Source organism: Stratiformator vulcanicus, from assembly GCF_007744515.1.
GTDB classification, from domain to species: Bacteria; Planctomycetota; Planctomycetia; order Planctomycetales; family Planctomycetaceae; genus Stratiformator; species Stratiformator vulcanicus.
The window spans coordinates 1496592-1522191 of the sequence record NZ_CP036268.1 but is presented as its reverse complement, the minus strand read 5'-3'; the positions used below and the strand labels follow the sequence as shown (position 1 = coordinate 1522191).

The window sequence follows — 25600 nt, the reverse complement described above, 5'->3', positions numbered from 1 at the left end:
GCCGTAGGTTGGAGGTCACCACGAATGCGCTCCTCTGAAATCGACGCTCCCCATGCCAGACCAAACTGACCAGCCCTCCAAATCTGAAGCGGACGCCGAGGTTTTGGCCCCAGCCGAAGAAGTCGCCGATGCCGTGGAGCATGAGAAGAGCGGCCCCTCAGAAGACTGGCTCGCGATCGAGCTCGCCTTTCGCATCTTCGCGCTCGTGTTGGTCGCAACGTTTCTCGCCTCAGCGAGCGGGGTGATTTCCAACCCGCTTGCCCCGTTCTTCGGCAAGCCGGGGACGTGGTCGAACGACCCGCTCACGTCGCTGATTGGCGGCCCCGAGTTCGGCGGCTTGGTCGGGATCGTCGGCTCCTTCGTGACGCTGCTGGCCCTGTTCGGCTTCGGAACCGCCCAACTCGGCATCCCGTGGCGGCGGTTCGAGTTTGCCTTCGTCGCCGTGTTCGGTCTGGCGACGTTCGCTTATGTGCTCGCGGGGCAGGAGGCGGTGAAGTTCTACAGTCTGTCGTATCCACTTTGGGCTCTGGTCATCGGCCTCTTAATCAGCAATACGATCGGAACACCGAGGTGGATCAAACCGGCAGTCATGGTTGAGTTTTATACGAAGACCGGTCTGGTCCTGCTGGGGGCGGAAGTACTTCTGAGTCGTTTGTTTGCCCTCGGTCAGCCGGGCATTGTTGTCGCTTGGGTCGTGACACCGATCGTATTAATCAGCACATATATCTTTGGGCAGAAAGTCTTAAAGATACGGTCGAAATCGCTGAACATGGTGATCTCAGCCGACATGTCGGTTTGCGGCGTCTCGGCCGCGATCGCGACCGCAGCAGCGTGTAATGCCAAGAAAGAAGAGCTGTCGCTCGCCATCGGAATCTCGCTCATCTTTACCGTCATAATGATGGTCATCTTACCGCCGGTCATTGTGTGGCTCGACCTTGGACCAGTCGTCGGCGGTGCGTGGATCGGAGGAACGATCGACTCAACCGGCGCGGTCGCTGCCGCGGGCGGTATTCTCGGTGATACGGCGCTAGCGGTCGCGGCGACTGTGAAAATGATACAGAATATCTTGATCGGAGCAGTCGCATTCGGCGTTGCGGTTTACTGGACGACCTACGTCGAGCGGAACCCCGACGGCCCGCAACCGAGCCTCCGCGAAGTCTGGATTCGCTTCCCGAAATTCGTGCTCGGGTTTCTCGGAGCGTCCGCCATTTTTACGACGATTTACATCACAGAAGGCGGGTCAGAAATTGTCGACGCGATCATCGCGGGCACGACGAAAACCTTGCGCGGCTGGTGCTTTTGCCTCGCGTTCGTGAGCATCGGGCTTGAAACCAATTTCCGCGAACTCGGCCGCTATTTACACGGCGGCAAGCCATTGATTCTATACGTGTGCGGGCAGTCGCTTAACATTCTGCTGACGCTGTTTATGGCGTGGCTGATGTATACGCAAATCTTTCCCGATGCGGCCGCAGAGTTAATGGAAAGCGCTGCGAAATGAGCGCAACCAGAGATGATCTCGCGCGCGTGGTCGGCTTCGCACGTCTGATTACCGCAGTTGTCCTGATCGGCTTCGTTTGGCTCACTCTACTGCCGCGGCTCAGCGAATACCCGGCCATTCGCGATCGCATTGATCAGCATCGGTCGGCGGGTATCGACCCGTCGGCCATTTATTATACAGACCACCCTCGCCATTTCGGGCGGGACGGAAACGGCGACCTTCTGGAAGAATAATCGATTTAGCTTAAGGTCGATCGTTGTGAAATGGGTCGCGTTTGCTGCGGGATCGTTGATGCGGGTGAAAGATTAAGATGTGGATGAAGAATCCGCATCATGGCTTGCGGATGAAATGCGATGCAAAACTTCGCACTTCGCGTCCGTTTAACACGTGAAACGTCCGCAGTTGAGAAATCGTTTCCTGGCTGAGTTTGGCCGAAGGTACATGCACCAATTTTTTGCCGAAACGCTTCGCGATGTGCTGAAAGGCACGCCCCGGAGCGGTTTCTGAGAGGACCGCCACATACGGTTCTTTCGCGTGGAAGCATCCCGCGAGCAGCAGACGTTCCTCGAGGGTATCGACCGCATCGAACCGCGGATCCTGCCAGATGTCCGGCACCGTCCGTGGCGGAAACAGAAACATCGCGCCGCCGTATGTCGCCCGTGCGATTCCCGGCCCGATCAGTTCGGACCGAAAGTCGGTCGCGAAGAAGCAGAGGGTCGACTCATTCTGATGCTCGGCCATCCAGGTCGTTCGCCACGGGTAGTCACGCGGATCAGCGGGCGAGTCGAACAGCATGACCACGCAATCGAGCGTACCCCGGTTCGGCGGGAAGACTTTGACGTAAAGATCGTTCGTGTGCCAATTGCGAAGCGTCTCGCGGATGTCCAGCCCATCCATCAAGCTTGTCGTAAACTTCTCGGATCGTGCCAGATCATCTCCGGTGATCGCGAGCGCCATGTCTTGGACGGCCGTACGCAGGTTTTCGATCGACTCGTCTTCGGGCGGCCAACTGCATTGCGAAAACGGATTCCAACGTTGTTTCCACTGCCGCTCGTCGATTTCGGGCGGACGCCGATTCAGCGCCAGCGATCGCCATACAACCGGGGGCCCCGGCAGCCGGGAGATCATTTCCGCGACTTCGCCATCAGGAAATGCCGCCTTGTCGATGCCCATCCGCAGCGTTGCGAACCCGGTCTCTCTGTCGAATTGATAATCGCGGGCGGTCTCCATTAATTGCACCGCGAACGCATCGCCGAAGATTTGCCGCGCCGCAACCGCCAATGTGTAGAGATCGGGCGTCATCCTCCGCTCGACGAGTGACAAATTGCGGACATATTGGAGATATATCTTTAGCCCTTTGGGGGTAATTCTGCGGGCTCGCTGCTTAAGTTCGGCGCGATAGCGATCGCGCGTCTCCAGTAAGAGGGCTTTAATCCCGTCCACGCTGAGGTGCTCGTCCGAATCAAGCTCCGCCCGCGCCCGCTCATAGAGCGAAGTCACAAACGGCAATTCGCCTAAGAGAAATGTCAGAGTCCGCGGCGCGACGGAAAACGTCTCGACGTCATCAACATCATCATCGAAGACCTGTTGAGTCACGCCATCGTGATAGGCGTCTTTAATCCAAGGCCAGTCAAGGATCGAGCAAACCACGAGAATCGAGTCAAAGTCCTGCTCCAACTCACGCAGGCGGGCGGCCAACGCAACAACACGATCCCACGGTTGCCCTTCACGAACGATTTCCAAACTCGGCAGCACGGCGGCGGCGAACCGATCGGGACGCACGGTCTTTAAGGCGTACGCATCGGGCAGCATGGCCGTGACCGGTGCAAAGTGCGAGGTCTCCAAATCGATAAATCGCCGCGGTATATGTTCCTGCAAAGCGATTCTCAACGCGGCGATGACCGGTTGACAGGGATCGATCGGCACGTACGAGCAGGCATGCTCCTCCTCATCGTCCTCGCGATCGGATTCCGGCGACCAGTCGGTGTGATACTCCCGCGGCTCAGGCTGCACCACGGACGTGATGGCCGGGAGATACTGTATCGCTTCTTCGACATTCGCCTGAAAGGAAGGCGGCAACGGAACGGCGAGGCAATCGTATTCGGTCTCCAACATTTGCTGCCGGACCGCGACGGCAAAGTCCCCGCTCCCGTGCACGACGGGGAATACGGTGATCTTCGGCGATAATTTAAGTGAGTCCATGCGAGTCACGCAGCAAGCCAATCTTCAATCCGCAGGTCGTCGATTCCCGAGAAGTCGGAGATATTGTGGGTGACAAGAGTCAAATTATGAACGAGAGCGGTTGCAGCGAGAAACGAGTCACCGACCGGCGTCGGTTGCCCTTTATCAAAACCCTTTGCTCGAATCTCGCCGAACTTCTCTGCCACCGCCCTGTCGACATCAATAAGATGAACGTCCGCGAGCAACGCCGCGAAGTCTTCTTGCAATCGAACCGTCGAAGATGCGCGAAAAACCCATGCGGAGAGTTCGCCGAGCGTGACCGTCGATATATATAATCTGCCAGAATACTGCATGAAGCGAGCAAACAATTCTTTGCGTCCACGCAAATAAGCACTCATTACGTCGGTGTCGATAAGATAGCTCATTCAGCACTATCCCGTCGCTCGAGTTTACGCGACGCCCGATTCCATTCGAGAAAAGCATCAAGCTCTTCAGCATCATCTGCCCACGACCCGAACGCTCGCCTGATTCCTTCCCCGGGCGGCAAGACTTTGGTCGAGTCTGCCGGGTGGTCGAATTCGACTGTAACCTCGATCTCTTGGCCTTCGGGGAGTTTAGCGTCTCCCGCCAATTCGATTGAGTTCCCGCGAACAGTTCCAATTAATGTCTTTCGCATCGTATGACCTCCACGGCTTGCCGGTTTTCGATCGCTTGGTCAATCCTCATCATCCTCATCCGGATGCAATTCGTCTCCGGGGTCGAAGAAAAAGTCGCCGAGCCCCATCGGAAGCGTATTTCCGCCGAGCGAACGAGACTTCTTTTCGGCCAGCGTGTTTAAATCGAGTGCATCATCTCCGAGACATTTCTCCAAAGATTCCTGCCACGCGGCATCCTTCGACATCGGATGATCGGGGTCGGATGCGAGTCGCTTCATGGCATAGCGTAGAACGTTTAAGCCATCGCGGGTCGAGAAATCGAGTTTTAGGTTGTGCGCCTCTTGCAAAAAATCGACCGTCAGGCTCAGCATCTCCGGTTCGGCGAACGGTAAGTGGTATTTTAAGATCGCCAGTTCCTCATCCCGTTTCGGATGTTCCAACTCCAGCGCCGGTTGCAAACGTGACAGAATGTAATCTGGAATCGTAAAGGTCGACTCGTCTGAGTTCATCGTGACGACGCAGCGGAATTCCCGGTGAGCGGGAATCGTAATCCCGGCCACGATGCTTTCGACATAGCGACGGTGATCGAGCAGGGCAGCCAGGCTCGCCCACGACTTCTCGGACATTCGATTGCCCTCGTCGAGGATGCAGACACCACCCAATAACATCGCCGTGACCAGCGGCGATGCGTGATATTTGATATTCCCGTTCTCGCCGAGCACCGGGAGAACCAATAGATCCTCCGGTCGCGTGTCAGCGGTGCATTGATAAATATAGAGCGACTGCTCGCGGGCTTTGGCGGCGGCAATTCCGAGGGTCGTCTTACCGATGCCCGGCGGGCCGACGAGACGCGGGGTGAGCGGCAGATCTTTGTCGTCGAGCGTGAGCCAACAGGCCATGACCTGCTTTAACACTTCCGGCTGGCCGATCCAGACTCCGGACGATGTGTCGGGCGGTGACAAATAAAGCTGGACGCCGCCGACGTCGAGATGTTCGGTCATGGAAACTAAGTTCGATTATGTAAAGCCAACAGTGTGTGATCAGTCGCAATTCATCGCGTCGTCGACGCAATTGTCAATCGGAAGACTGGGCCAATTCGGTCGTCAGCGCTATCAGTCGCGTCAAGGTTTCGGATGCGATTCCGCGGTCGATGGCTTCGGCCGCGGTCGCGACGCCGGCTTTCAGGTCGTCGCAACGTCCCGCGGCAAAAAGTGCGGCCGCGGTGTTTGCCACGACGATTGAACGAGCCGGGCCGTGTTCGCCCGACAAGATTGCCCGGATCACGTTCGCGCTCTGTTCCGGATTTTCAACACGAAGATCGTCCGCTTGGCAGCTCTCCAGACCGAACATCTTGGGCGTCCAAGATTGTTCGTCGATCTTGTCCCCTTCGACAACAAATGCAGCCGTTTCGCCCCACAGTGCCACTTCGTCTAATTCATCGGCGCCGCACACAACCACAGAACGAGTCGTGCCCAAATTGGCCAACGCGCCAGCCAATTTGCGGGCAGATTCGGTGCGGTTCGCCCCGAGCAATTGGAATTTCGCACCGGCCGGGTTCGTCAACGGGCCGAGAAGATTGAAGATCGTCGGGAATCCAAGGGCCTTGCGGATCGGCACGGCGTGTTTCATCGCCCCGTGGACGAGGGGCGCGAAGCAAAAACCGATTCCCACCTCGTCGATGCAACGTCCGACAGCGGCCGGGCTCAATCCGATCTGTACGTCGAGTGCTTCGAGCACGTCGGCACTGCCGCTTCGGCTCGAAACGCTGCGGTTGCCGTGCTTGGCGACTTTCATCCCGCATGCGGCGACGATGATCGCCGTGGCTGTGCTGATATTGAAAGTGCCGAGTCCGTCGCCTCCGGTGCCGCAGGTGTCGATGAGGTCCTCGGCTTCACAGGGAATCTGTTCGGCTCGCTCGCGCATCGCGCGCGCCGCTCCGACGATTTCGTCTGCCGTCTCGCCTCGAATGCGAAGGGCCGTTAGCAGGGCCGCCGTCGGAATCTCTTCGGCCCGGCCTTCCATCAGTTCGCCGACGGCCGCTCGCATTTCATCGGAGGTCAGGTCGGCGCCACCGAGTGCCCGTTGCAGCGCCGTTCGGATTGCTGTCATATCGTTTCAAGTCCTTGTTTCGCTGGCGAAATCGCTGTCTGGACGCGATCGTCGGCGCAAACTGCATAAATCAGCCGGAAGAATAACGTCGCGAGCAGCGTGTCGGACAGTCTCATCGCCGCGAATATTGATTTGACGAGTCGGCAACGAAACGCCTACGGTGTTCCGGTCTGATAGAGATCGCGATCAACCGTCGCCGGAGAGACCGTGCCGAAGTTGCTTCTGATCGACGCCGACCCGGGTATTGGCGATGCCCTCGCCATCACGGCGGCGCTTCCCAACCCCGAGCTTGACGTCATCGCGATCACTGGTGTCGCCGGTTGCGTCGAAGGGCGGATGGCGACTCGCAACGTGCAGGCGATTGTTGATTTGCTCGATCCGCCGAAGCGGCCCCGGCTCGGCGGGTGCGGCGACCGCATCGGCGGGGTCGAATTCGCGTTCGGTGGTCAAACCGTCGACTGGTCGCAACTGAACGGTCCGGACGGATTGGGCGGATGGCCGTTCGGGTTCGCTGACCTGCATGATCCTCGCGAATCGACGAAGCTCATCAAAGATGTCGTCCGAGAGTTCCCGCATGACGTCACGGTGCTGACGCTGGGGCCGCTGACAAATTTATGCCGGGTGGCGGAGGCTTGGCCCGACTTCGGATCGACCGTCAAGCAGGTCATTTGTCTGGGCGGATCGGTGGAAGTCGGCGGCGACGTCACGCCGGCTGCGGAGTTCAACATCTACGCCGACCCGACCGCCGCTCGCAGTCTGCTGAGATCGTCGTTGACGAAGACGCTGGTTCCGCTCGATGTCGCGGCGAAAGTGGAGCTGACCTACCAGCAATTCGATCGCCTTCGTCAGCGAATTCCCCCTGAAAAGCGGCGTGTCGTCGAAACTTTGGCGGCGTACGCCTTCCGAGCCAGTCATCAATTCCGCGGCAAAGAAAGTGTGCCACTGCCTGAGATCGTAGCGCTCGCCGCCGTCGCCCGCCCGGAACTCTTTGAAAGCGAGTCGATGTCGGTCGATGTGGAGACTTCGGGCGAACTGACGCGGGGCACAACCGTGTTTGACCGTCGCGGCATCCCGCATTGGAAAACGAACGTTGAAGTCGCCCGGAAAGTCGATATCCAGGGGATTCTCGACTTCTTTGCTCAATCGCTGACCGGTTCTGCGCTATAATCGGAGGAGTTTCCGTCACGAACGGAAACCGGGAAAGGTAAACCTTGGTTTTGGCCCTCGCGACGAGCGCCGTTAGGTCCTACGATCGAAGTCGTCTTCAAGTATCGCGGTGACGTGGGCGCTATAAGATGCTCAAGCACCGGATTCGGACTGCAAAAACAGACTGACAATATCGCCACAATGGCTGTCGCCAAGTGGAAGTGATGGAGAGAAATATGACGCGTTCAGTGGCATCGGCAGTCATTGCGGTCCTCGCGATCACGTGTTGCTGGCAGCCCGCGGTTGCCGATCCGCCTGATCCGAAGATCGAAGCCGCTGTTCGTCGCAGCCTCGACTACCTCGCACGGGCTCAGACCAAGCAGGGTTATTGGACCGCCAACCAAGGTCAGTACCGCGTTGCGATGACGGCGCTGGCCGCAAATGCCATGTTGTGCGAAGGCTCGACGACCACACGCGGCCGCTATGCCGAAAACATTCGCGCCGCCGTCAATTACTTGGTGAGCATGAGCCAGCCAGCCGGGCTGATCGGATTCAAGGATGATTACCACTACACCTACGGCCACGGCTTCTCGATGCTGTTCCTCTCGCAGGTCTACGGCGAAGAAGAAGACAAGGTCCGCCGGCAGGAACTCAAAGAGGTCTTGGTGAAGGCGGTTGAATTCACCAAGAACGCTCAGACGTCACGCGGCGGCTGGGGCTATGTCTCAGCCAAAGACGGAAATGATTTCGATGAAGGCTCGACCTGCATCACGCAGGTCCAGGGGCTGCGGGCGTGCCGGAATGCGGGCATCCCGGTGCCGAAGAACGTCATTGATCGGGCGGTCAAATACATCTCCGACTGCATGACCGCCGACGGCGGGGTCCAATACAGCATCCGCGGCGGTGGGGCCCGGCCCGCAATTTCGGGCGCGGCGATCGCCTGCCTGTTTAATTCCGGCGAGCAGGAAGACGAAATGGCGAAGAAGCTGCTCGCATACTGCAAGAAAAATATCTGGCCCGGCGGTGGCGGTAACACCTACAGCGGCCATTGGCATTACATGCACTACTACTACTCACAGGTCATGTATCGCGATGAAGAACTGTGGCCGAAGTACTCGAAGCAAATCGGCGGTGAAATCTTAAAGCAACAAACCCGCGGCGGCCCCGACGACGGCGCCTGGCTGCAGGGCCACATCGGCCCGGTCTACGTCACGTCCATCAATTCGACTATCTTACAACTGCAAAACGGATTCCTGCCGATCTATCAGCGCTGATCACTTCAAGAGCGGGGCGAGCTGTCTTACCCCTAATTTTAAGAAGTATGCAGTTCAATCACGTCGCCGTCGCAGAGTTGATGATCACACGATACCGTCCGGCCGTCGGGTCCATCACCTCCCCATAACTTCGCAAATTTTAACTTTTCGGCGAGATCGCGATGGACTTTCGCGGCCACATCTTCAGCCGTGCCGCCTCGTGGGATCGTAAACGGGTCTTTCATGTCGACCGGTTTCCCGGGCGTCTTCGGATAGACGCGAATTAAGTGCAATGACGCGAAAATCGCCTCGCTCGCTGCGTCGACTGAGGCCGGGTCGTCAAGCTCAACCTTGATGATCGGCAGATCGATCGGGCTGACTTCCTTGAGTAGCTCCAGCCGCACGTCGACCTCGGCATCTGATCCGCGGGTGACTGCCAGCAAAGAGGCAACATGGATGACCGAGAAGTCGACCTCGTCAATCCCCCCGTCTTTCGAAAGCTGCGTTTTCCTCGCATTAAACTGCCTGAGCAATGTCTGCGTATCGCCCGGAGCGTCGTCACTCGAGCCGTCGAAACAGAGGACGACGGCGTCGGCCGTCCGGACAAGGTTGAGCAAATAGGTCGGCAGCGGCGCATCGGAAATCGGTGGCGTGTCGATCAACTGCGCGGTGACGTCTTCCCAAGGCATCATCGCGGGGGCTGGCTCGTGCGTCGTAAACGGATAATCGGCGACCGGCCGATCCGCCCCCGTCAGCGCGTTGACCAGTCGCGTCTTGCCTGCGTTCGGTCCGCCGATCACCGCAATCGTGCCCGCCCCCTGCCTTGGAAATCGATACGTCGGCCCGTGTGATTTCGGAGCCTTCTTCTCCACATCGGCGTCAGCCCGTGCCTCCTTGAGCCGGCTCTTGATGTCCGCCTGCAGCTTTTCGGTCCCCTTGTGCTTGGGGATTAGTTGCAACATCCGCTCCAAACATGTCGCCTGTTCGCTCGGCGCAGCAGCCCGACGATATTCCGCTTCCGCCTTCCGATATTGCGGAGTTAAATTAGCAGCCATGGTCTCGCGCCAGAGATCAATATCGCGATTTTATGAAGACGTATTTTAATTTGAGTCGCGACGCTCGATCACAAGCGACTTCAATTGGGCGACACGCGCGAGATCGACGTCGCGCGACTTCGAATCGAGCAATCGATCACAGTCATCGATCGCGGCTTCCCACAATTCCGACTGATAATTAAGAACGGCCCGATAAAACAAATCGCGGCTGCTGTCGGGGTCGATTGTCAGCACGGCATCCACATAGCGAAGCAGCCCGGCGACGTCTTCATCTTCGCGTGCGATTCCCATCAGATTTCGTAACATGCGAATCAGCATTTCTCGCTCAGTTGCTGCCGTGAAGACCGATTCGTCCAAAGGCGTTCGCGTTGATCGCCGCGCGATCGCGAATGCCTCCTCGCGACTGATGACTTCTCCCTCTTCAAACACGTCGATCCAACGAGATTCGCCGTTCTTCGGTTCATGCCGGACGATGAAGTGCCCCGGCAATCCGATCCCCGCGACTTCGACCCCGAGCCGCTGCGCCAACCCGATATAGAGCATGCTTAACGATAGTGGGAGCCCCTCGCGATCGTCGATGACCGCATTCAGATAGCTGTTGGCCCGGTGATAATAATTGGTACGACTGCCGTGATAGCCAAGTTGCGAAAACAGGCGCCGGTTTAAGGCGTCCAGAATTTCGGTCTCCGATGGATCGTTCAAATCGGATCTCACGTCGGCTGCCAGATCGTCCATAATCTGCAGATAGGAATCGACTTCAAGATCAGGGTTATCGAGTTTGGAAATGAGCAGGGCCACCTCGAGAAAATCAAAGTTCTCCTGACTTAGGACGGATTTAATTTCGCCGAGAACCTTCTGAGCGTGAACCGCCGAGGCGGCACGACGAAGTCGGGCCGCTCGCTCTTCGAGCAGCCGGGCCTCTTCCCGCAACGCGATATCAACAGTCGCCCCCGCCGCAGAAAGCTTCTCGACTGTCGATCGCTCAAGTAGATCGATGGTCGCGACCGGTTCTATCGCCTCTCGCATCGCTGCGATCACGGACTTGTTCGGCAGTCGCGATGGAAGAGTTTTTCCGAATTCAAAGTGCCGGAACTCCGCCTTCGTGTCGCGGAATTTCGCGAGTCCGAGTTTGCCGTCGGCCGGAGGAATCTCATCAGACTCGATGACGATGTGACCGTTGACAGAGCAAAAGAGGCCCTTTTCAGTAATCCGCACGACAAGTCGGTTCCAGTCGCCCGGACGGTAATGCCGGGTTCGCACCTCTTTCAGCACCTGCCAACTGAAGACATCCGGCCCGTCGAACCGGCTTAGCCTCAGCCCGCCGCCGGACGGATAAAAGCCGAAGTGTCGGTCTCCGCCGTTCGAACCAAAGATCAGCCCCGCAGCACCCGCCTCGTCATCAAGTTTCACCGTGACGGCGAGTTCATAGGGTCGCGTCGGCGGATCCTCATTGGCGATCAGAAGTGACCGCCCGCCGAACCCGACGCCGCGACCCTCGACGGCGATCCGGCCGGCCCGGCGGCTCCAATTCGCCCCGTACAGCGGCGACCATCGTTTGGGATCGAGTCGACCGATCGTCAGCCATTTGTCCATCGAGACCGGATTCGGCTCTTCAATCAGCGGTTTGAGCGCGTCGATCTCGATCGCGAACCCGAGATTCGGAGTGACCAGACTCTTGATCGAGACGATTCCCAGCACGCGACCCTCCGTATTGAGGAGCGGGCCGCCGCTATTGCCCGGCTCGATCGGCATCGCGAGTTGCAACATCGGCTGCTCGTCGATCCGCCGCTTCCCTGACAAAACACCCGTCACAACGCTGTATTTCAGCCCCTGCGGGTTGCCCAGCGCCACAACCGTCTCGCCCGGTCGGACGCGGGACGATTCCCCCAACGGCAGCGGCTTCAGATCATCGGCGTCGATTTTCAGGATTGCCAAATCGGCGTTGCGGGCCGTCGCGTGAACTTCCGACACGTCGTAATCGGTGCCGTCGGATAGTTGCACCCGGATCGGTCGCGCTTCGCCGATCACGTGCCGGTTCGTCGCGATCAGCCCGTTCTTATCGATGACGAACCCCGTGCCCAGCCCTGCGACTTCGCCCTCCCGGTCGAGATAGGTCACGACCACGACCGACGGCTTCGCCTCCGCGGCCAATTCGGCGACAGAGCGTGGCTCAGCCGCGGTGGCACCGGACGACCCGAACGGCAACGCGAGCAAGCAATGCATAAGAACGGCGGCGGAACGGGTTCGGCTGAACGTCGGGGAGATCATGCGAAAAACGGCGGGCGGAGGAAGTAAATTCATCGATCGGTACATTCCAGGCGAAGGGGCGGTGCCCCTTGATCATATGCGATCCCGCTCCACTGTGTAGCAGCATTGCATCCGATGAAGTTGATTCGACTTTGGCGACGAGGCGATCTGCGCGATGCATATGGTTCATACTCCGGGCGCTGACGCTTCCGGCTCGCTACGCGCTTCGCGAATCTGCCGCTAAACTCGCGGCAGCACACACGAATACCAGCACTCGGAGTCGCTCATGTCCTATTTTCCCGAAGTTTCCAAAATCGAATTCGAAGGCCCTGAGTCCAAGAATCCACTCGCCTTCAAGCACTACAATCCGGACGAAGTCATTGAGGGGCAGAGCATGAAGGAATTGCTCCGCTTCGCCGTGTGTTGGTGGCACACGTTCCGCGGCACCGGCGGAGACCCGTTCGGGCCCGGCACGGCCGAGCGTCCTTGGGAGGACGGCACCGATTCGCTCGACATGGCGAAGAAACGCGTTGAGGTCGGGTTCGAATTTATCGAAAAGCTCGGTGCCCCCTACTACTGCTGGCACGATCGCGACGTCGCCCCCGAAGGCGCCAATCTCAAGGAAACGAACGCCAACTTCGACGCGATCGCGAAGCTCCTCAAGGAGCATCAAGACAAGACCGGCATTAAGTGCCTTTGGGGCACGGCGAACCTCTTCAGCAACCCCCGCTTCATGCACGGGGCCGCCACAAGCTGCAACGCCGACGTCTTCGCTTACGCCGCCGCGCAGGTGAAGAAAGCGATCGAAGTCACCCACGAACTCGGCGGGGAGAACTACGTCTTTTGGGGCGGCCGCGAGGGCTACCAAAACCTTTATAATACCGACATGGGCCGCGAGCTCGACCAACTCGCCAAGTTCATGCACTTGGCCCACGAGCATGCCAAGAGCATCGGCTTTGACGGACAGTTTCTGTTCGAGCCCAAACCCAAAGAGCCGACGAAGCATCAATATGACTTCGACGCTGCGGCGTGTCTTAATTTCATCGGCCGCAACGGCCTTGACGGCATCGTGAAATTAAACATCGAAACCAATCACGCCACGCTCGCCGGTCATGAGATGATGCACGAGCTGGAATATGCCCGCCTGCACGACGCCCTCGGCTCGATCGACGCCAACACCGGCGACCTGCTCCTCGGCTGGGACACCGACCAGTTCCCGACAGATATTTATCTCACAACGCAAATCATGCTCGTGATCTTAAAACAGGGCGGGCTCGGCAGCGGCGGCACCAACTTTGACGCCAAGGTCCGCCGCGAGAGCTTCGAACCGGTCGACCTGTTCCACGCGCACATCGGCGGCATGGACGCCTTCGCCCGCGGCACCAAAATCGCCGCCGCCATCCGCAAAGACGGCGTCTTAAAAGACTTCGTCAAAGACCGCTACAACAGCTACGACACCGGCATCGGCGCCAAAATCGAATCCGGCGAAGTCGGCTTCAAAGAACTCGAACAATACATGCTCGACAAGGGTGAAGCGGATAAGAACAAGAGCGGGCGGCAGGAGATGTTGGAGAATGTGGTGAATTGGTATCTTTAGGCTACTGTGAGCTTTTCAAGAGCCTAGATATTTCGTCAACGACAGCGGTCAAATCTGACCGAATTTCATGCTCCCAAAAACGAGCAACGCACCATCCATGACGTCTCAGCCGTCGATGAATCCGACGATCGCGCTTCCGTGTTTCCTCGATCTTCTCTCGCCACGGTTTCGACAATTTGTGGTGCCACGATGGAAAACGATACCCGTGCCAAAAGTCGCCATCGAGGAATATGGCAAGCTTCGCTCTTGAGAATACAATGTCAGGGCAACCGGGCAATGCCTTAACATTCTTCCGAAAACGCATACCACGTCTGTGCAGATGACTGCGAACAGCCAGTTCGATCGATGTGTTTTTGCCACGATTTTGGCTCATGCACCTCCGCCGTTGATTTGAGCTGAGGTTATCCATCTTCGCCCTCCCGATATTCGATATCTTGACGACCGAGACGACGATCATCCTCTTCGGGACCGCGATGGACTGTCCCTCTTTCAATTACCTCTCGAGTCTTCATGACTTCGCGAGTTGCGCTCGCGAAATCAGGATGATCGATATCCGACTCCAATAGCGCCCGATAGTGCGAATATGTCCGTTTCGTCTTCTCACATATCGAATTCCAAAATCGGATTTCTCTATTCTCTTCCCGCTCCCACAACTTAAGCTCACTCGGGGTAATCTTCGGATTTCGCCCACATACAAGCACCATTTGTATCTGCTCATCAGGAACCGACTGCGATAGCTTATCTTTATACTCTACAAGCCTAGAGACTTCTTTTTGTGTAGCAGCATGATCAGGTCGTTTAATCTCAATAATTACAGTTCGTCGATCCGCCGACAGTCCAAGAAAATCGATTCTACGCGAGTCATCATCATCCGTTTCCTCAGCAGCAAACCACACCCGCATCAGAGTTGTAATTCTTTTTTCTTCCGAAAGGATTTGCCACTCCGGATTCAATATCCACGGGTGACGTGCCAACAAGTCATGCATATTATCTACTCCGACACGCCCGGCGCGTTCGGGCGCGTCGTTAGCGAGCATAGATTCGAACTTATCAATGATCTGAAGTCGCCCGTTGATTACCTCCAATACGGCCCTACTTTCCAGAACCTTCCAGTCCGTAAGCTTAACCAAGAGTCTCTGAAGTGCTTCTGGGTCATGTCCTACATCGACAATGTCTTGTACCACATCATGGAAATGCCGATATTCATACGCTCGAAGCAATGAACTCGCGAGATCACGCGACCGATGGGATTCAACTTCCGCACTGCCAAGCGTCCTCAAAAACGATTTCACCTGTTTCTTGGACGCGCGGTCGAGACGGTTGAGTCGCTCCGAATAATCCGGGTCATTTAATGCCCAATTCTCAAACTCTTCGCCCTTTGTCCGAGCACATTCCGCTAGAACCTTCCTCGAAAGTGACTCACCCCACAGCTTCAGCTGGAGTACATTTTCCTCCTCCCAATCGATATTCTGGCGATCGGTCGAGATAACATCAGAGTCGTCATCTGCAGCCGCATCTACAAAGTCTGCCTCGACTTCGCCAATAACATATTTAGTTGAATGTTGCCCCGAGGCTGTCGATTCCACACCGAAAAAGAACGGCGGAGCCTGCGCGGAACGCCCGTTGACGAGAATTATGAAGCCTTGCAATTCACGCAGCTTTATGGTTTCGGGCGAAAAACCGTACCAGTACCGGACTACTTCTCCTGACGGCAAACTCACCTCGGCAAAGCCTTCTTCAGGAAATCGAAATGTCAGCTTTGGCGTGGGATCGGGAAGTGTATCACCGTTAACTCTAATTTCCATTCGCCCCCTAACAGTGCGGCTGAATCGACGTGCGAGCGACGTACACAGATCCTCGATTTTTATGGGCGTCTTGTGCTTGAGCTTTGACAACAACACGATAGTGCCGTGCGAGGTGCCACCGTCTGGTGGATCTTCGCGTTTGAAATCGATATCGATATCCTTCACTTCGTTACTCTTCAGCCTAAGCTGATCCCGCTTCAACCAGAATCGCGTGGCATGCCCATCTCGCCAAGTAAGCACCTCGATTTCCGCCGCAAGTCCAAAACCCGCCAATTTACCAATCCCTTTCCGCCCCATAATGCGCCGGCCATATTTTTCATTGCCATACTGCTCACGAGGGTTTCGTCCTAAAACCAGGTACTCATCCCGAACCTCCTCGAAAGTCATTCCTGTGCCATCATCGGAAATTTCAATTGTAGAGCTATCTGGCGAATAGTCCTCTTCCCGCGGCAAGACAAGGTCGACATTATGGGCACCAGCATCCCAACCATTGGCAACCAACTCAGCAAGCGCCGGGGGCCGCTGTGTATACATTTGAACGCCGAAGTGCTCTAGCGTTCGCCCAAGTACCTTGAAAGTAAGCTTGTCGCTATTAGGCATTGAATTATAGCAAGGTAGATAGGTACGCCGCGTGATGACTCACCATGCGACGTGGAAAGGCATTTCCGATCAACGTCGCAATACGCTGTTTGCCAAGGCCCGCCGGAAACGTATAGGCGCCCGGGAAATCCTGAAGCAGAGAAGCTTCGCGTAAACTAATGCACCGATCTTGCTCGGGATGCAGGAATCGACCCCTCGAAGGATTAAAGCAACCTGTCGTGATAGTGGGCGCGACGCGATCCCAATGCATTCGGCCGTATACGTCTTTGAACCCATTGCAGGCACGATGGCAGGGAAGCATGTATTTTTCAGGTAAATCGCTCCTGCTCCCGCCGTCGTGAGGTATCAAGTGGATCATTTCCCGAATACGGTCGGTGCGCCGTTCGGGCAGATCATGAAGTTCGTCTCCTGAATTACCAGGTACCGGAAGGCCTGCAATTGCGTCGCGTACTGTCTCGCGTGCATCTGGCGAATTCGTGAATTCTGGACTGCCGAGGCTAGTTGCAAGCAAAACCAGTCGTTTTCTTCGCTGAGGAACGCCGTAGTCGGCGGCGTCACAGATTTTCCAACAAGTCGAGTATCCAGTATCGCTTAGCCTCTTAACCAGATTTGAGAATCGGCGATTACGGGCTAGTGCGGGCACGTTTTCGAACAGAACAAATTTTGGTCGCAATTTTTCAGCAAATCTAGCGACTTCACGGATGAGGCTATTTCTCGGATCTTTTGCCGGCCGAAGGCCGTTGCGAGTCCGTATCGTGCTAAAGCCTTGGCACGGAGGACAAGCCGCAAGAAGATCTAATTCGCCAACCTTTAGAGATAGCTGACCGCGGACATCCTTCTCGTTTACTTCGCGAATGTCGCAATGCCACAAATGTACGTCGGGGTGGTTCAAAGCGTACACCGTAGCGGCATCATCGTCGCGTTCGATTGCACCGACAACCCGGTATCCGGCGTCTTCGAGTCCGACGGTCAGCCCGCCGCAGCCGGAGAAGAGATCAATAGCTCGCAGATTGCTCATCTGATTCGGTCCGAAGCAAAGCGAAATCGTACCGCTTGTACCGTACACAGGGGCGAGCAGCTAAGCAATTCGACAATCTCTATAACGGCATTGCGTGTCTCGTGTGTGACCACTATCTGTTTTGAGCCTTCCGGGGCCAACCCCCATCCTGGTTCAATGCCGGTTGACACAATCACAATCGATCCCTCATTCTGGATAGTGTTCACCAGATCAATCTCCCAGGAGCTTCGTCATGTCTCGCACTATTCTGACTTCGCTCGTCGCATTGGCCGTCCTCGCTACCGGGGGCTTATTGGTGTTCTCTCAACCCGCGCAGGTCTCGGCTCAGGAGGGGTCGTCGCCGAGCATGCAGCAGGTGCCGGTCGAGTCGGACATGCATGAGTTCATGGAGTACATCAATCAGCCGTCGTTCAAGCGGCTTAAAAAGGAAATGGCGAAGGCGGACGACGGGTTGAAGTGGGGGGCGATCAAGTCGGAGGCCCTCACGCTCGCGGAGGTCGGCAATCTGCTCATGATCCGAAAGCCGAGCAACGATGCGGATGACTGGGCCCAGCACGCCGTGACTGTGCGGGAGAACGGCCGCAAGCTCTACGTCTCCGCGAAGGCAAAGCAGGTCGACGGCGTGCGGGCGAGCTACCGCGAGATGATCAAGAACTGCAATCAATGCCACGAGCAGTTCGCGGGCGGCGAGCATATCTTAACGCCGTAGTAATTGCGTTGCGCTTCGCGGTCGTCCAGATTCGGATATGCCGTCAGCGTGGTGGGGGTTCTGAAGTTCGGCCGAGACCGATAAACTGGCACGAAGAAAATTCCGCCACCGAATAATTCCAATCCGATATGCCGACCTCATTCGCTTCGAACGTGATGCCGGAGTTGGCGCGCTCGTTTCAGGCTGACGGGTACGCTGTGTTCCCGGACGTGCTGAATCCCCCAGCCGTTGAGCAACTGCGGGACGCGTTGGCGCAAATTCCGGAGACCGCGGCGGTGCGTCGACGTAAGAGTGTGTACGGGATCCGCAATCTGTTGGAGACTTCCCCGGCGATACAGGAGTTGGCCGTCGGGGTGGAACTGTCGGGCGTGGTGCGATCGCTGTTGGGGCCGGATGCCTTTGCGGTGCGGGCGATTCTGTTTAATAAAACCGCCGATGCGAATTGGAACCTCGGCTGGCATCAGGACAGTGTGATCTCGGTGCGCGAGCGGATCGAGACCCCCGGCTTTCGGGCGTGGGGGCAGAAGGTCGGCGTGTGGCAGGTGCAGCCCCCGCCCGATGTCATGGCCGGGATGTTGGCGTTGCGCGTGCATCTGGATGACTGCCGGGCCGAGAATGGGGCGCTGCGGGTCGTGCCCGGTTCGCATCAAAGCGGTTGGCTCGACGATGAAATTACGAAATGCCGAGAACGTCACGGCGAAGTCACCTGCGAAGTCGCGGCGGGCGGGGTCGTCGCGATGTGCCCGATGACGCTTCACGCCTCGGCGAAAGCGTTGGTACCCGGGCAGCGGCGGGTGATCCACATCGAATATGCGCGGGATGACTTACCCGGCGGACTGGAGTGGAATAACCGCATACCGATCGCGGCAGCGCCAGATCCCGAAGCCTGATGATCGGCTATTCCGGATCGTCCTTCGCTATTAAACGCAACAGGTCGCCCACGGTGCGATGGGCCTCGATCGGGTGCCGAAGCGGCGCGTCGGTCAGCACCTCGTAACGGTTTCGACGCCCGACACGCTCCCGACGAATAATGCCTTCGCGTTCCAAATCGGCGACGATCCGTTGCACTGCCCGTTCCGTAATTCCGACCTCCGCGGAGACGAGACGCAGGACCGCCTCGGGATCAGAGTAAATCACGAACAGGACGTGCGCATGGTTCGACAGGAACGTCCAGCGGGGAAACCGGTTCTCGCTGCCTTCGCCTTGCTCGACGGGTGCCGCTGAGGTTTTTGATGCCAATATCGAATCCACGTGGGCGACTGCAAAAGCGGTCGATCACTTTGTCGACCCTGTCGGCGGCGACTATCATAGCGACGCGAAGCGGTTGTGACGAACAGCAAGTCGCGAAATTGTTTTGACGACTTCCGGTTCGTGCTTATCGCAACCGGCTTGCTTTTTTCGAGGGCGACGACTGCGTCACAGATCCCCACTTCACAGATTTCTGCGTCACAGATCACTGCGTCATGCGATACGGTATCGGAAATCATCAACGCCTGCGGAAGCCTGCCGAGTTCCGTCGGGTTTACGATGGTCGTGTGCGGGCGGGCGACGATCGCTTGTTGGTGTTCGGCCTCCCCAATGATTCATCAGTGACGCGGTTCGGCCTGAGCGTATCGCGAAAGCACGGGAATTCCGTGACGCGCAGCCAAATTAAGCGACGTCTGCGTGAAGGATTCCGGCTCACACAACACGAACTGCCAGTCGGCTGGGACTTAATTCTGATTCCTCGGCAAGGCGTAATTGCCAACACCGCGGAGTACGCCAAATCGATCCGAAAATTGGCGGCAAAACTTCCTCGCAAAATTTGAAGGGCGACTCTATTTCGATTGTGCCTGAAGAGTGTCCCTGATTTCGGCCAGCAGTTGAATGTCTTTGGGCACGTCGGGCGATTTCGGGTCCGACTCGGCTTTCTCGTCGCTCATATCTTTCAAAGTATTGATCGCCCGCACCATTAAGAACACGATGAAGGCGATGATCATGAAATTGAGCAGCACCTGCAGGAACGAGCCGTAATTCAGTTCGATCGGCTCCCCTTTGGAACTCGTCCCGAGTTTGACGCTGAATTCCGCCAGATTGACATTAGACAACAAGATCCGAATCGGCGGCATGATGATGTCGTCGACCAGCGAACTTGTGATTTTGCTTAATGCCCCGCCCACGATCACGCCGTCGGCCAGATCGACCACATTCCCGCGAATCGCAAACTTCTTAAACTCATTGACAAATCCCATCGCAGCGATGCTCCGAGCTGATTTCCGCTATTTTCGCCGCCGATCATAGTCGGTCCCCATCGCTGGTCCAGTTACCGTGACTTGCTTCCCGACATTCGCTGAGATTGACGCCGCCCGATCGGCACCGGCCGGTAATTGTCCGCAGAAGTCGAATGCAAGCGACGTAACAGACTCGAACCGGTCGAATCACTGCGATATGATGCGGGGCACGATTGAAGGGCATTGCGTTCTCGCAGACGAACCTTTGCGTGGCCGTCGATTTTATCTCCGTGTCACCCTTCATTTATAAATTAAAGGATACTGCCGTGAGACATATTTTGTTGGTTGCTGCAATCTTCAGCCTCGCGATGGGCGGTCTCGCCGGTGCGGAAGAACGTCCTAACATCCTGTTTATTTATCTCGACGATCTCGGCTGGCGTGACCCGGGGTTTATGGGAAGCGATTTTTACGAGACGCCCCATCTGGATCGACTTGCAGCACAGGGGATGGTTTTTACCGATGCGTACGCCGGGGCGGCCAACTGTGCACCGTCTCGAGCCTGTCTGCTGTCGGGACAATACTCGCCGCGGCATCAGATATTTAACGTCGGGACGAAACCGCGTGGTCGGGCCGAGTATCGTCGGCTATTGCATATTCCGGGAGTATCAACGCTCGACGCTGAAATTAAGACATGGGCGGACCGCCTGCAGGCTGCCGGATACAAGACCGGGTCGTTCGGCAAGTGGCATTTAAGTCATGACCCGCGGGATTACGGATTTGACGTCAACATCGGAGGATCGCACTCCGGCGGACCCCCGCGCGGTTATTACCCTCCTCATGGCAAAGTGCCCGGGCTGAGGGACGCCCCTGACGGTGAATATGTGACCGACCGACTCAGCGACGAAGTTATTCAATTCATACGCGAGAGCTCTGATGGCCCCTGGTGCGCTTACCTAACACACTTTGCCGTTCACACACCGCTTCAACCGAAGAAGGAGTTGGTGGAGAAGTATCAAGCAAAGCCAGCGGGCGAGCTGCATGATCATGTCACGATGGCGACCATGATACAGGCCGTCGACGACGGCGTGGGTCGGATCGTCGCGTCACTTGACGAATTAAATTTACTCGACTCGACGGTCATTATTTTCTCCTCAGACAATGGAGGATATGGCCCCGCGACCGACATGCGACCATTGAAAGGCTATAAGGGGACCTATTACGAAGGGGGCATCCGTGTGCCGCTCTTTATCGTGTGGCCCGGCGTCGTTAAAGCAGGATCAAAGTCGGAGGTTCCGGTCACCGCCGTCGATATTTATCCAACGCTGTGTGAAGTCGCGGGAGTCCGATTGCCGACCGATCAACATTGCGACGGGCAAAGCCTTGTGCCGTTGCTGAAGGGGTCGGTCTCGTCGTTCGAGGATCGTCCGATCTACTGGCACTTTCCCGCCTACTTGCAGTCTTACCCGAGCGTCGCCAATGAGCAGCGTGATCCGCTATTTAGAACTCGCCCCTGCAGTGTGATTCGTGTCGGTCACTGGAAATTGCACGAGTATTTTGAAGACGGTGCAATCGAACTTTATGATCTGCGATCCGATATCGGAGAAACAACAAATCGATCTGAGACCGATCCGGAGCGTCGTGACAAGTTGCTCAGTCAATTGCGTGAGTGGCGAGACTCGATCGGGGCACCGGTACCAAACGAGGCCAATCCGAAATTCGAGGCAGCCGCGGAGGCTGCGGCTGTGAAGCGTCTGACTCAGCAACGTTTGCGAGAATAACTCTTGGCACTGGTCGAGGAGGGGCAGGCGAGCTCGATTTCCCGGGTGAGTCGTTCCCGGTCTGTTCGCATGATGATGCCCGCAGATGCAAGTGGAAGTCGCTGTTCCCGCATCGCATTGAGAGTATCGAAGCGCTTCCTACATTGTTTGATCGCAGGCCCAATGTCGCACATGCGGATCGGCATCAGGGTTCACCTGAAATTTACAGTCTGATGAACCATTCGAACGTATTTGGCGTTACCTTGTTGCAGGTCAGTTGGATGACTTTCCGGATCACTTTGCGCTCAGAAGGATACCTCAAATGAAAACGTTACCACTTTCGCCGTGGCTGCTGTTTGTGTTCACGATCGCTCTGACGGCGGCGGTTCCAGCCGTCGGCTTCGCTCAGGATGGCGACTCGGCCGCCGAGAATTCTGCCGAAGATGCCGCTGACTCCGCAGAGGATGCGGCTGAGAGTGCCGGCGATGCGGCTGCAGAGGCGGGTGAGGCGGCGGCCGAAGCTGGTTCATCAGCCGCCGAATCGGTCGAAGAGGGTGCTGAGAATCTCGGCGACCAGACGAAGAAACTGGCCTCCGATGCGAAAGACAAGGCCGAAGATATCGCCCGCCAGATCGACGAAAGTGACGAGGCCGGTGAGATCAAAGCGGGCATTCTCAAGCCAATCTACGCCCTCGCCGAGGCGCTCGAATTCTCTTTCTTCCATTGGGTCGCGTTCACAATCATGGTCACCGGCGTCGTCAGTTATGCGCTGCAGTTGGTGATTGGGAAGCTGATCGTCCTCGCCAAACTCGGCTTCAGTCTGACCGAAATTTTCTCCGATGCGCTCGGGTTGGCGATCAGCCTGTTCGGCCTCGTGCTGACGACACAGGCGGCCGCACAGAATTCGAGCTTCACGCAGAGCAACGCCGCCGTTATTTCCGCCACACTCGTCGGCGCAATCTGCGGCTTTGTGTTCTACCTCTGGGGGCAGTCGCAGGAACTTTCTGCCACGAGGGGCCGCAAGGTGCAAAATCGCGTCGACAAAGCCGAGGGCCGGAAGTAGATCGATTGATCGATTCAAATGGCAGGCGACGAATTTCAAATTGATGATTCAGAATGGGTCGTCTTGGCAACGCCGAGGCGATCCTTCTTTTTTCTCTATGTCCTGATCGCCATGTGCCTGCTCAGCGCCGTCGCGTGGTCGCTCGGTTGGTTGCGAAATCACTAGGGCGAGGCGATGGTTGCTTCCTTCGTGTTAGGAGCGGGCACGCTGGCGATACTTTATGAGAAGAACCGGTTTCGCGAACGTGGCGGATTGCGATCGGACGGCAAACGGATTTGCTGGGAGGAGTGTCGCGACGGCCGGAAGCCGGACGCATTCGACTTTCGCCTCGATGAAATCGAGTGCGCTATGCTTGCTGGCGACTCTCCGGTTCCTGCGCAGCAAAGCCTGCTCTTAAGGCTGCGAGAAACGGCAACGGACGGGAACCTGATGTGGCTGCCGGGGGGATTGATAGATTCTTTGCCCGAACTATACCCGCGGATCGATCCGAAAGTTCCCGTCGATCGCTATGTCATTTTGCCGCCCAATGAGTCATCGTGGCAAATGGATATTGATCGCGTCTTAAAATGGCTGCATAGTCGTCGTGTTCCCAATTGCCCATCCGCATCTGAGCCGGCTTAACGAACTAAGTTTGGGATTGCTTCATGTCTGAATCGGTGATCGACGCGTTCCGTTATTGCCCCCGCTGCGGGACACCGGTTGAGAATCCCGGCACGGTTCCTCTCGTTTGCAAGAACTGCGGCTTCCAGCATTTCTTCAACCCAATCGTGGCGGTGGGCGGAATTGTGACCGACCCCGAGGATCGAGTGCTGCTCGTCATCCGGGCTCGTGATCCGGGGAAAGGGAAATTCGGCGTACCGGGGGGCTTCGTCGATCGTGGCGAGACGCTCGAAGAAGCACTCATCCGCGAAGTCGTTGAAGAGACGAGTCTCAAGGCCATCGAAACGAGCTATCTGTGCTCATTCCCCAACGACTACACCTTTAAGGGCATCACCGCGCCGGTGACCGACGCGTTCTTTCGAGTTGAGGTGGAGTCGTTCGAGCCGCTTAAGGCCGAGGAAAGCGAAATCAGCTCATTTCATCTGTGCGTGCCCGGCGAAAACGAATTGTCCAACATGGCGTTCGAATCAAATCGAAGAGCGCTGGAGACCTTCTTAAAGTAGGGCGGGCTGTGCCCGCCGCGATCGAAGTGGCAAAGCGGAACATAAAGAGTGGCGGAGCTGCGACGAGGACGATTCCGTTGATACGTGATTCGACAGTAGTCAACAACCGCCAGTTGCATAGATCGGGTTCCGGAAGGTCCCGGTGGAGGCGGTGGCGACGTTTGGGGTTGTTATTCGCGGCGACAGCGTGCCTCGCGACCACACTATCGTTGCGTCTGTTTCAACATAACGACCTCACGATGCGAGGATTCAACCCTGGAATATCAGTTTCGTATCGCGGTTTTATCGTGCAAGGTGCCGCCGGTTGGAATGGATTCGCATTCAGAATTCTGTTCGATGACAGCAGCAGAGCGGATGATTTAACGGTCTTCAAAAGTTCGCATTATACTTTTATCAATATCAGGGAGCCAGATCGGTTCGAGTTTCTCGGTCTCTTGGCGAATTGGGATGACAAACCACGTGACGAGACGTGCTATATCGTCCCGCCTCATTTTTCTTTAATTATTCCGTACTGGATGCCGTTTGTCGCCGCCTCGTTGACCCTCATCTTCGCGGTGCCCGCACGTTTACGGTTCGCTGCTCTCCGACAAATAACAGCCGTTTCCTTAGTGGTTGGCACGACCGTGCTGTTACACTTTGCCGCGCTGAACCTGATTCCCGACTCCTTAAAGCCGGGCGGGAGCCAGTGGCCGGACAATTTGGATGCGGTCAGCCGGATGTTGACTGAAGGGCGAAATCGCGGTCGCGACGACAAATTCGTTCACGGCTTTCCGCTGCCGTGTTTTCGCAGCGGTTGTAACGAATGGACGATCAGCGGAAGTTCGCGTGTGCAAGACGATCGATACCTGCACCCGCAGAATGTGTTCGCCTGGCATCCACCGCACGCAATTGAAAATTTGATTATCGCGATCTTCGCCGCCGGCGTTGCAATGTTGGTGACTCAGGGTGTCTGCAGGCTGGCGGGAATTAAGTCTCGGCAGTTGCTCGCATCCTCTTGCAATGAGATCAATCAAATTGCGGACGAAACAAAACAAGCGGCGAAGTCGGAAGACGGTACCCCGCCATCGAATTAACCCTAAACATCTATCACATGGTTCTCGAAATTAATTACGCACGCTTCGGCGGGCATAGCCCGCCCTACGGGTTAAATCCACTTCGTGCTAAGATAGTAACGCCGCGTTATTTCACGTCGAATCAATAGTATCGTCGCGCAGATCAGGCCTTTGGCAATAATCAGAACTGGAGTGCAAATCCACGCCTCTCGCAGGTCGGTCAGGCCGAATACGACGAAGGCGACGGCATATGCCGTTTCAACGGGCGACAGTCCCTCCCGCCATGAGCGACGATAGGCGCGGATTAATACATAGAAGCCGAGGCCGAACCAGATGAGGCCCTCGGCGACATTGAACCAGAAGTAGGCGGGGCCCCACGGTTCGTCGCCATCACGGAGCCACGACCAAAGCATTTGGTTCCAGAGTAAGTCAAGACCGTTGTCCAAGTGCGGTGCCTCCGCCTGCCAAAACGCAGGACGGA

26 protein-coding genes are annotated in these 25600 nt (G+C 56.8%); 14 read left to right on the top strand and 12 right to left on the bottom strand.

What is annotated here, in order from left to right:
• Positions 1-52: 52 nt before the first annotated feature.
• Positions 53-1498, top strand: coding sequence for a YeiH family protein (locus Pan189_RS05745; protein ID WP_145362998.1), 1446 nt, complete (start codon positions 53-55; stop codon positions 1496-1498).
• Positions 1495-1731 carry a hypothetical protein gene (locus Pan189_RS05740; RefSeq protein ID WP_145362997.1) on the top strand — a complete coding sequence of 79 codons (237 nt, stop codon included), beginning with the start codon at positions 1495-1497 and terminating at the stop codon, positions 1729-1731. Before Pan189_RS05745 ends, Pan189_RS05740 begins: the two co-directional genes overlap by 4 nt.
• 97 nt (positions 1732-1828) lie before the next feature.
• On the opposite strand, the gene Pan189_RS05735 is transcribed toward Pan189_RS05740, so the two are convergent.
• The 4 genes from Pan189_RS05735 to trpD form a co-directional block, all read right to left on the bottom strand.
• Positions 1829-3700, bottom strand: a complete 1872-nt coding sequence (locus Pan189_RS05735) for a hypothetical protein (RefSeq protein ID WP_145362996.1) — start codon at positions 3698-3700, stop codon at positions 1829-1831.
• A gap of 5 nt (positions 3701-3705) precedes the next feature.
• Positions 3706-4104, bottom strand: a complete 399-nt coding sequence (locus Pan189_RS05730) for a type II toxin-antitoxin system VapC family toxin (protein ID WP_145362995.1) — start codon at positions 4102-4104, stop codon at positions 3706-3708.
• 290 nt (positions 4105-4394) lie between these two features.
• The gene (locus Pan189_RS05725) at positions 4395-5336 is read right to left on the bottom strand and encodes an AAA family ATPase (RefSeq protein ID WP_145362994.1); all 942 of its coding nucleotides are present in this window, start codon (positions 5334-5336) and stop codon (positions 4395-4397) included.
• A gap of 73 nt (positions 5337-5409) precedes the next feature.
• Positions 5410-6444: an anthranilate phosphoribosyltransferase gene (trpD, locus tag Pan189_RS05720; protein ID WP_145362993.1), complete on the bottom strand. Its 1035-nt coding sequence runs from the start codon at positions 6442-6444 to the stop codon at positions 5410-5412.
• Positions 6445-6651: 207 nt separating this feature from the next.
• On the opposite strand from trpD, the gene Pan189_RS05715 reads away from it, so the two are divergent.
• Complete coding sequence (locus tag Pan189_RS05715; protein WP_145362992.1) at positions 6652-7611, top strand: nucleoside hydrolase; 960 nt, start codon at positions 6652-6654, stop codon at positions 7609-7611.
• Between the two features lie 215 nt (positions 7612-7826).
• Positions 7827-8864 (top strand): prenyltransferase/squalene oxidase repeat-containing protein, encoded by a 1038-nt coding sequence (locus tag Pan189_RS05710; RefSeq protein ID WP_310821138.1) that lies wholly within the window; start codon positions 7827-7829, stop codon positions 8862-8864.
• Between the two features lie 38 nt (positions 8865-8902).
• Here the strand turns inward: Pan189_RS05710 and Pan189_RS05705 are convergent, their stop codons facing one another.
• Positions 8903-9898 carry a GTPase gene (locus tag Pan189_RS05705; RefSeq protein WP_145362991.1) on the bottom strand — a complete coding sequence of 332 codons (996 nt, stop codon included), beginning with the start codon at positions 9896-9898 and terminating at the stop codon, positions 8903-8905.
• Positions 9899-9943: 45 nt separating this feature from the next.
• The gene (locus tag Pan189_RS05700) at positions 9944-12199 is read right to left on the bottom strand and encodes a transglutaminase family protein (RefSeq protein ID WP_310821137.1); all 2256 of its coding nucleotides are present in this window, start codon (positions 12197-12199) and stop codon (positions 9944-9946) included.
• A gap of 232 nt (positions 12200-12431) precedes the next feature.
• On the opposite strand from Pan189_RS05700, the gene xylA reads away from it, so the two are divergent.
• Positions 12432-13742, top strand: a complete 1311-nt coding sequence (gene xylA / locus Pan189_RS05695) for a xylose isomerase (protein WP_145362989.1) — start codon at positions 12432-12434, stop codon at positions 13740-13742.
• Position 13743: 1 nt separating this feature from the next.
• Here xylA and Pan189_RS21635 read toward each other — a convergent pair whose 3' ends face one another.
• Genes Pan189_RS21635 through Pan189_RS05680 form a run of 3 tightly spaced genes read right to left on the bottom strand, consistent with a single transcriptional unit; the run spans position 13744 to position 17165 of the window.
• Positions 13744-14115: a very short patch repair endonuclease gene (locus Pan189_RS21635; RefSeq protein ID WP_375154905.1), complete on the bottom strand. Its 372-nt coding sequence runs from the start codon at positions 14113-14115 to the stop codon at positions 13744-13746.
• Between the two features lie 28 nt (positions 14116-14143).
• Positions 14144-16147 (bottom strand): ATP-binding protein, encoded by a 2004-nt coding sequence (locus tag Pan189_RS05685; RefSeq protein ID WP_145362987.1) that lies wholly within the window; start codon positions 16145-16147, stop codon positions 14144-14146.
• A 4-nt stretch (positions 16148-16151) separates the two neighbouring features.
• The gene (locus Pan189_RS05680) at positions 16152-17165 is read right to left on the bottom strand and encodes a DNA cytosine methyltransferase (RefSeq protein ID WP_145362986.1); all 1014 of its coding nucleotides are present in this window, start codon (positions 17163-17165) and stop codon (positions 16152-16154) included.
• A gap of 232 nt (positions 17166-17397) precedes the next feature.
• Between Pan189_RS05680 and Pan189_RS05675 the strand changes: the two genes are divergently transcribed.
• Positions 17398-17874, top strand: coding sequence for a cytochrome c (locus tag Pan189_RS05675; RefSeq protein WP_145362985.1), 477 nt, complete (start codon positions 17398-17400; stop codon positions 17872-17874).
• Between the two features lie 128 nt (positions 17875-18002).
• Complete coding sequence (locus tag Pan189_RS05670; RefSeq protein ID WP_145362984.1) at positions 18003-18764, top strand: phytanoyl-CoA dioxygenase family protein; 762 nt, start codon at positions 18003-18005, stop codon at positions 18762-18764.
• Positions 18765-18771: 7 nt separating this feature from the next.
• Here the strand turns inward: Pan189_RS05670 and Pan189_RS05665 are convergent, their stop codons facing one another.
• Positions 18772-19116, bottom strand: a complete 345-nt coding sequence (locus Pan189_RS05665; RefSeq protein WP_375154904.1) for a winged helix-turn-helix domain-containing protein — start codon at positions 19114-19116, stop codon at positions 18772-18774.
• Positions 19117-19337: 221 nt separating this feature from the next.
• On the opposite strand from Pan189_RS05665, the gene rnpA reads away from it, so the two are divergent.
• A complete protein-coding gene (rnpA, locus tag Pan189_RS05660; RefSeq protein WP_145362982.1) occupies positions 19338-19682 on the top strand; it encodes a ribonuclease P protein component in 345 nt (114 codons plus the stop codon).
• Between the two features lie 9 nt (positions 19683-19691).
• Here the strand turns inward: rnpA and mscL are convergent, their stop codons facing one another.
• Positions 19692-20105: a large-conductance mechanosensitive channel protein MscL gene (gene mscL, locus Pan189_RS05655; RefSeq protein WP_145362981.1), complete on the bottom strand. Its 414-nt coding sequence runs from the start codon at positions 20103-20105 to the stop codon at positions 19692-19694.
• A gap of 305 nt (positions 20106-20410) precedes the next feature.
• Here mscL and Pan189_RS05650 point away from each other — a divergent pair, with 305 nt between their 5' ends.
• From Pan189_RS05650 to Pan189_RS05630, 6 genes are all read left to right on the top strand, one after another.
• Positions 20411-21862 carry a sulfatase gene (locus tag Pan189_RS05650; RefSeq protein WP_310821135.1) on the top strand — a complete coding sequence of 484 codons (1452 nt, stop codon included), beginning with the start codon at positions 20411-20413 and terminating at the stop codon, positions 21860-21862.
• Between the two features lie 301 nt (positions 21863-22163).
• Positions 22164-22904, top strand: a complete 741-nt coding sequence (locus tag Pan189_RS05645) for a hypothetical protein (protein ID WP_145362980.1) — start codon at positions 22164-22166, stop codon at positions 22902-22904.
• A gap of 18 nt (positions 22905-22922) precedes the next feature.
• Positions 22923-23069, top strand: coding sequence for a hypothetical protein (locus Pan189_RS21225; RefSeq protein WP_310821134.1), 147 nt, complete (start codon positions 22923-22925; stop codon positions 23067-23069).
• Between the two features lie 9 nt (positions 23070-23078).
• A complete protein-coding gene (locus Pan189_RS05640; RefSeq protein ID WP_145362979.1) occupies positions 23079-23525 on the top strand; it encodes a hypothetical protein in 447 nt (148 codons plus the stop codon).
• A 23-nt stretch (positions 23526-23548) separates the two neighbouring features.
• The gene (locus Pan189_RS05635; RefSeq protein ID WP_145362978.1) at positions 23549-24067 is read left to right on the top strand and encodes an NUDIX domain-containing protein; all 519 of its coding nucleotides are present in this window, start codon (positions 23549-23551) and stop codon (positions 24065-24067) included.
• Positions 24068-24675: 608 nt separating this feature from the next.
• Positions 24676-25140, top strand: a complete 465-nt coding sequence (locus Pan189_RS05630; RefSeq protein WP_145362977.1) for a hypothetical protein — start codon at positions 24676-24678, stop codon at positions 25138-25140.
• Positions 25141-25211: 71 nt separating this feature from the next.
• On the opposite strand, the gene Pan189_RS05625 is transcribed toward Pan189_RS05630, so the two are convergent.
• Positions 25212-25565 (bottom strand): hypothetical protein, encoded by a 354-nt coding sequence (locus Pan189_RS05625; protein WP_145362976.1) that lies wholly within the window; start codon positions 25563-25565, stop codon positions 25212-25214.
• Positions 25566-25600 lie beyond the last annotated feature (35 nt).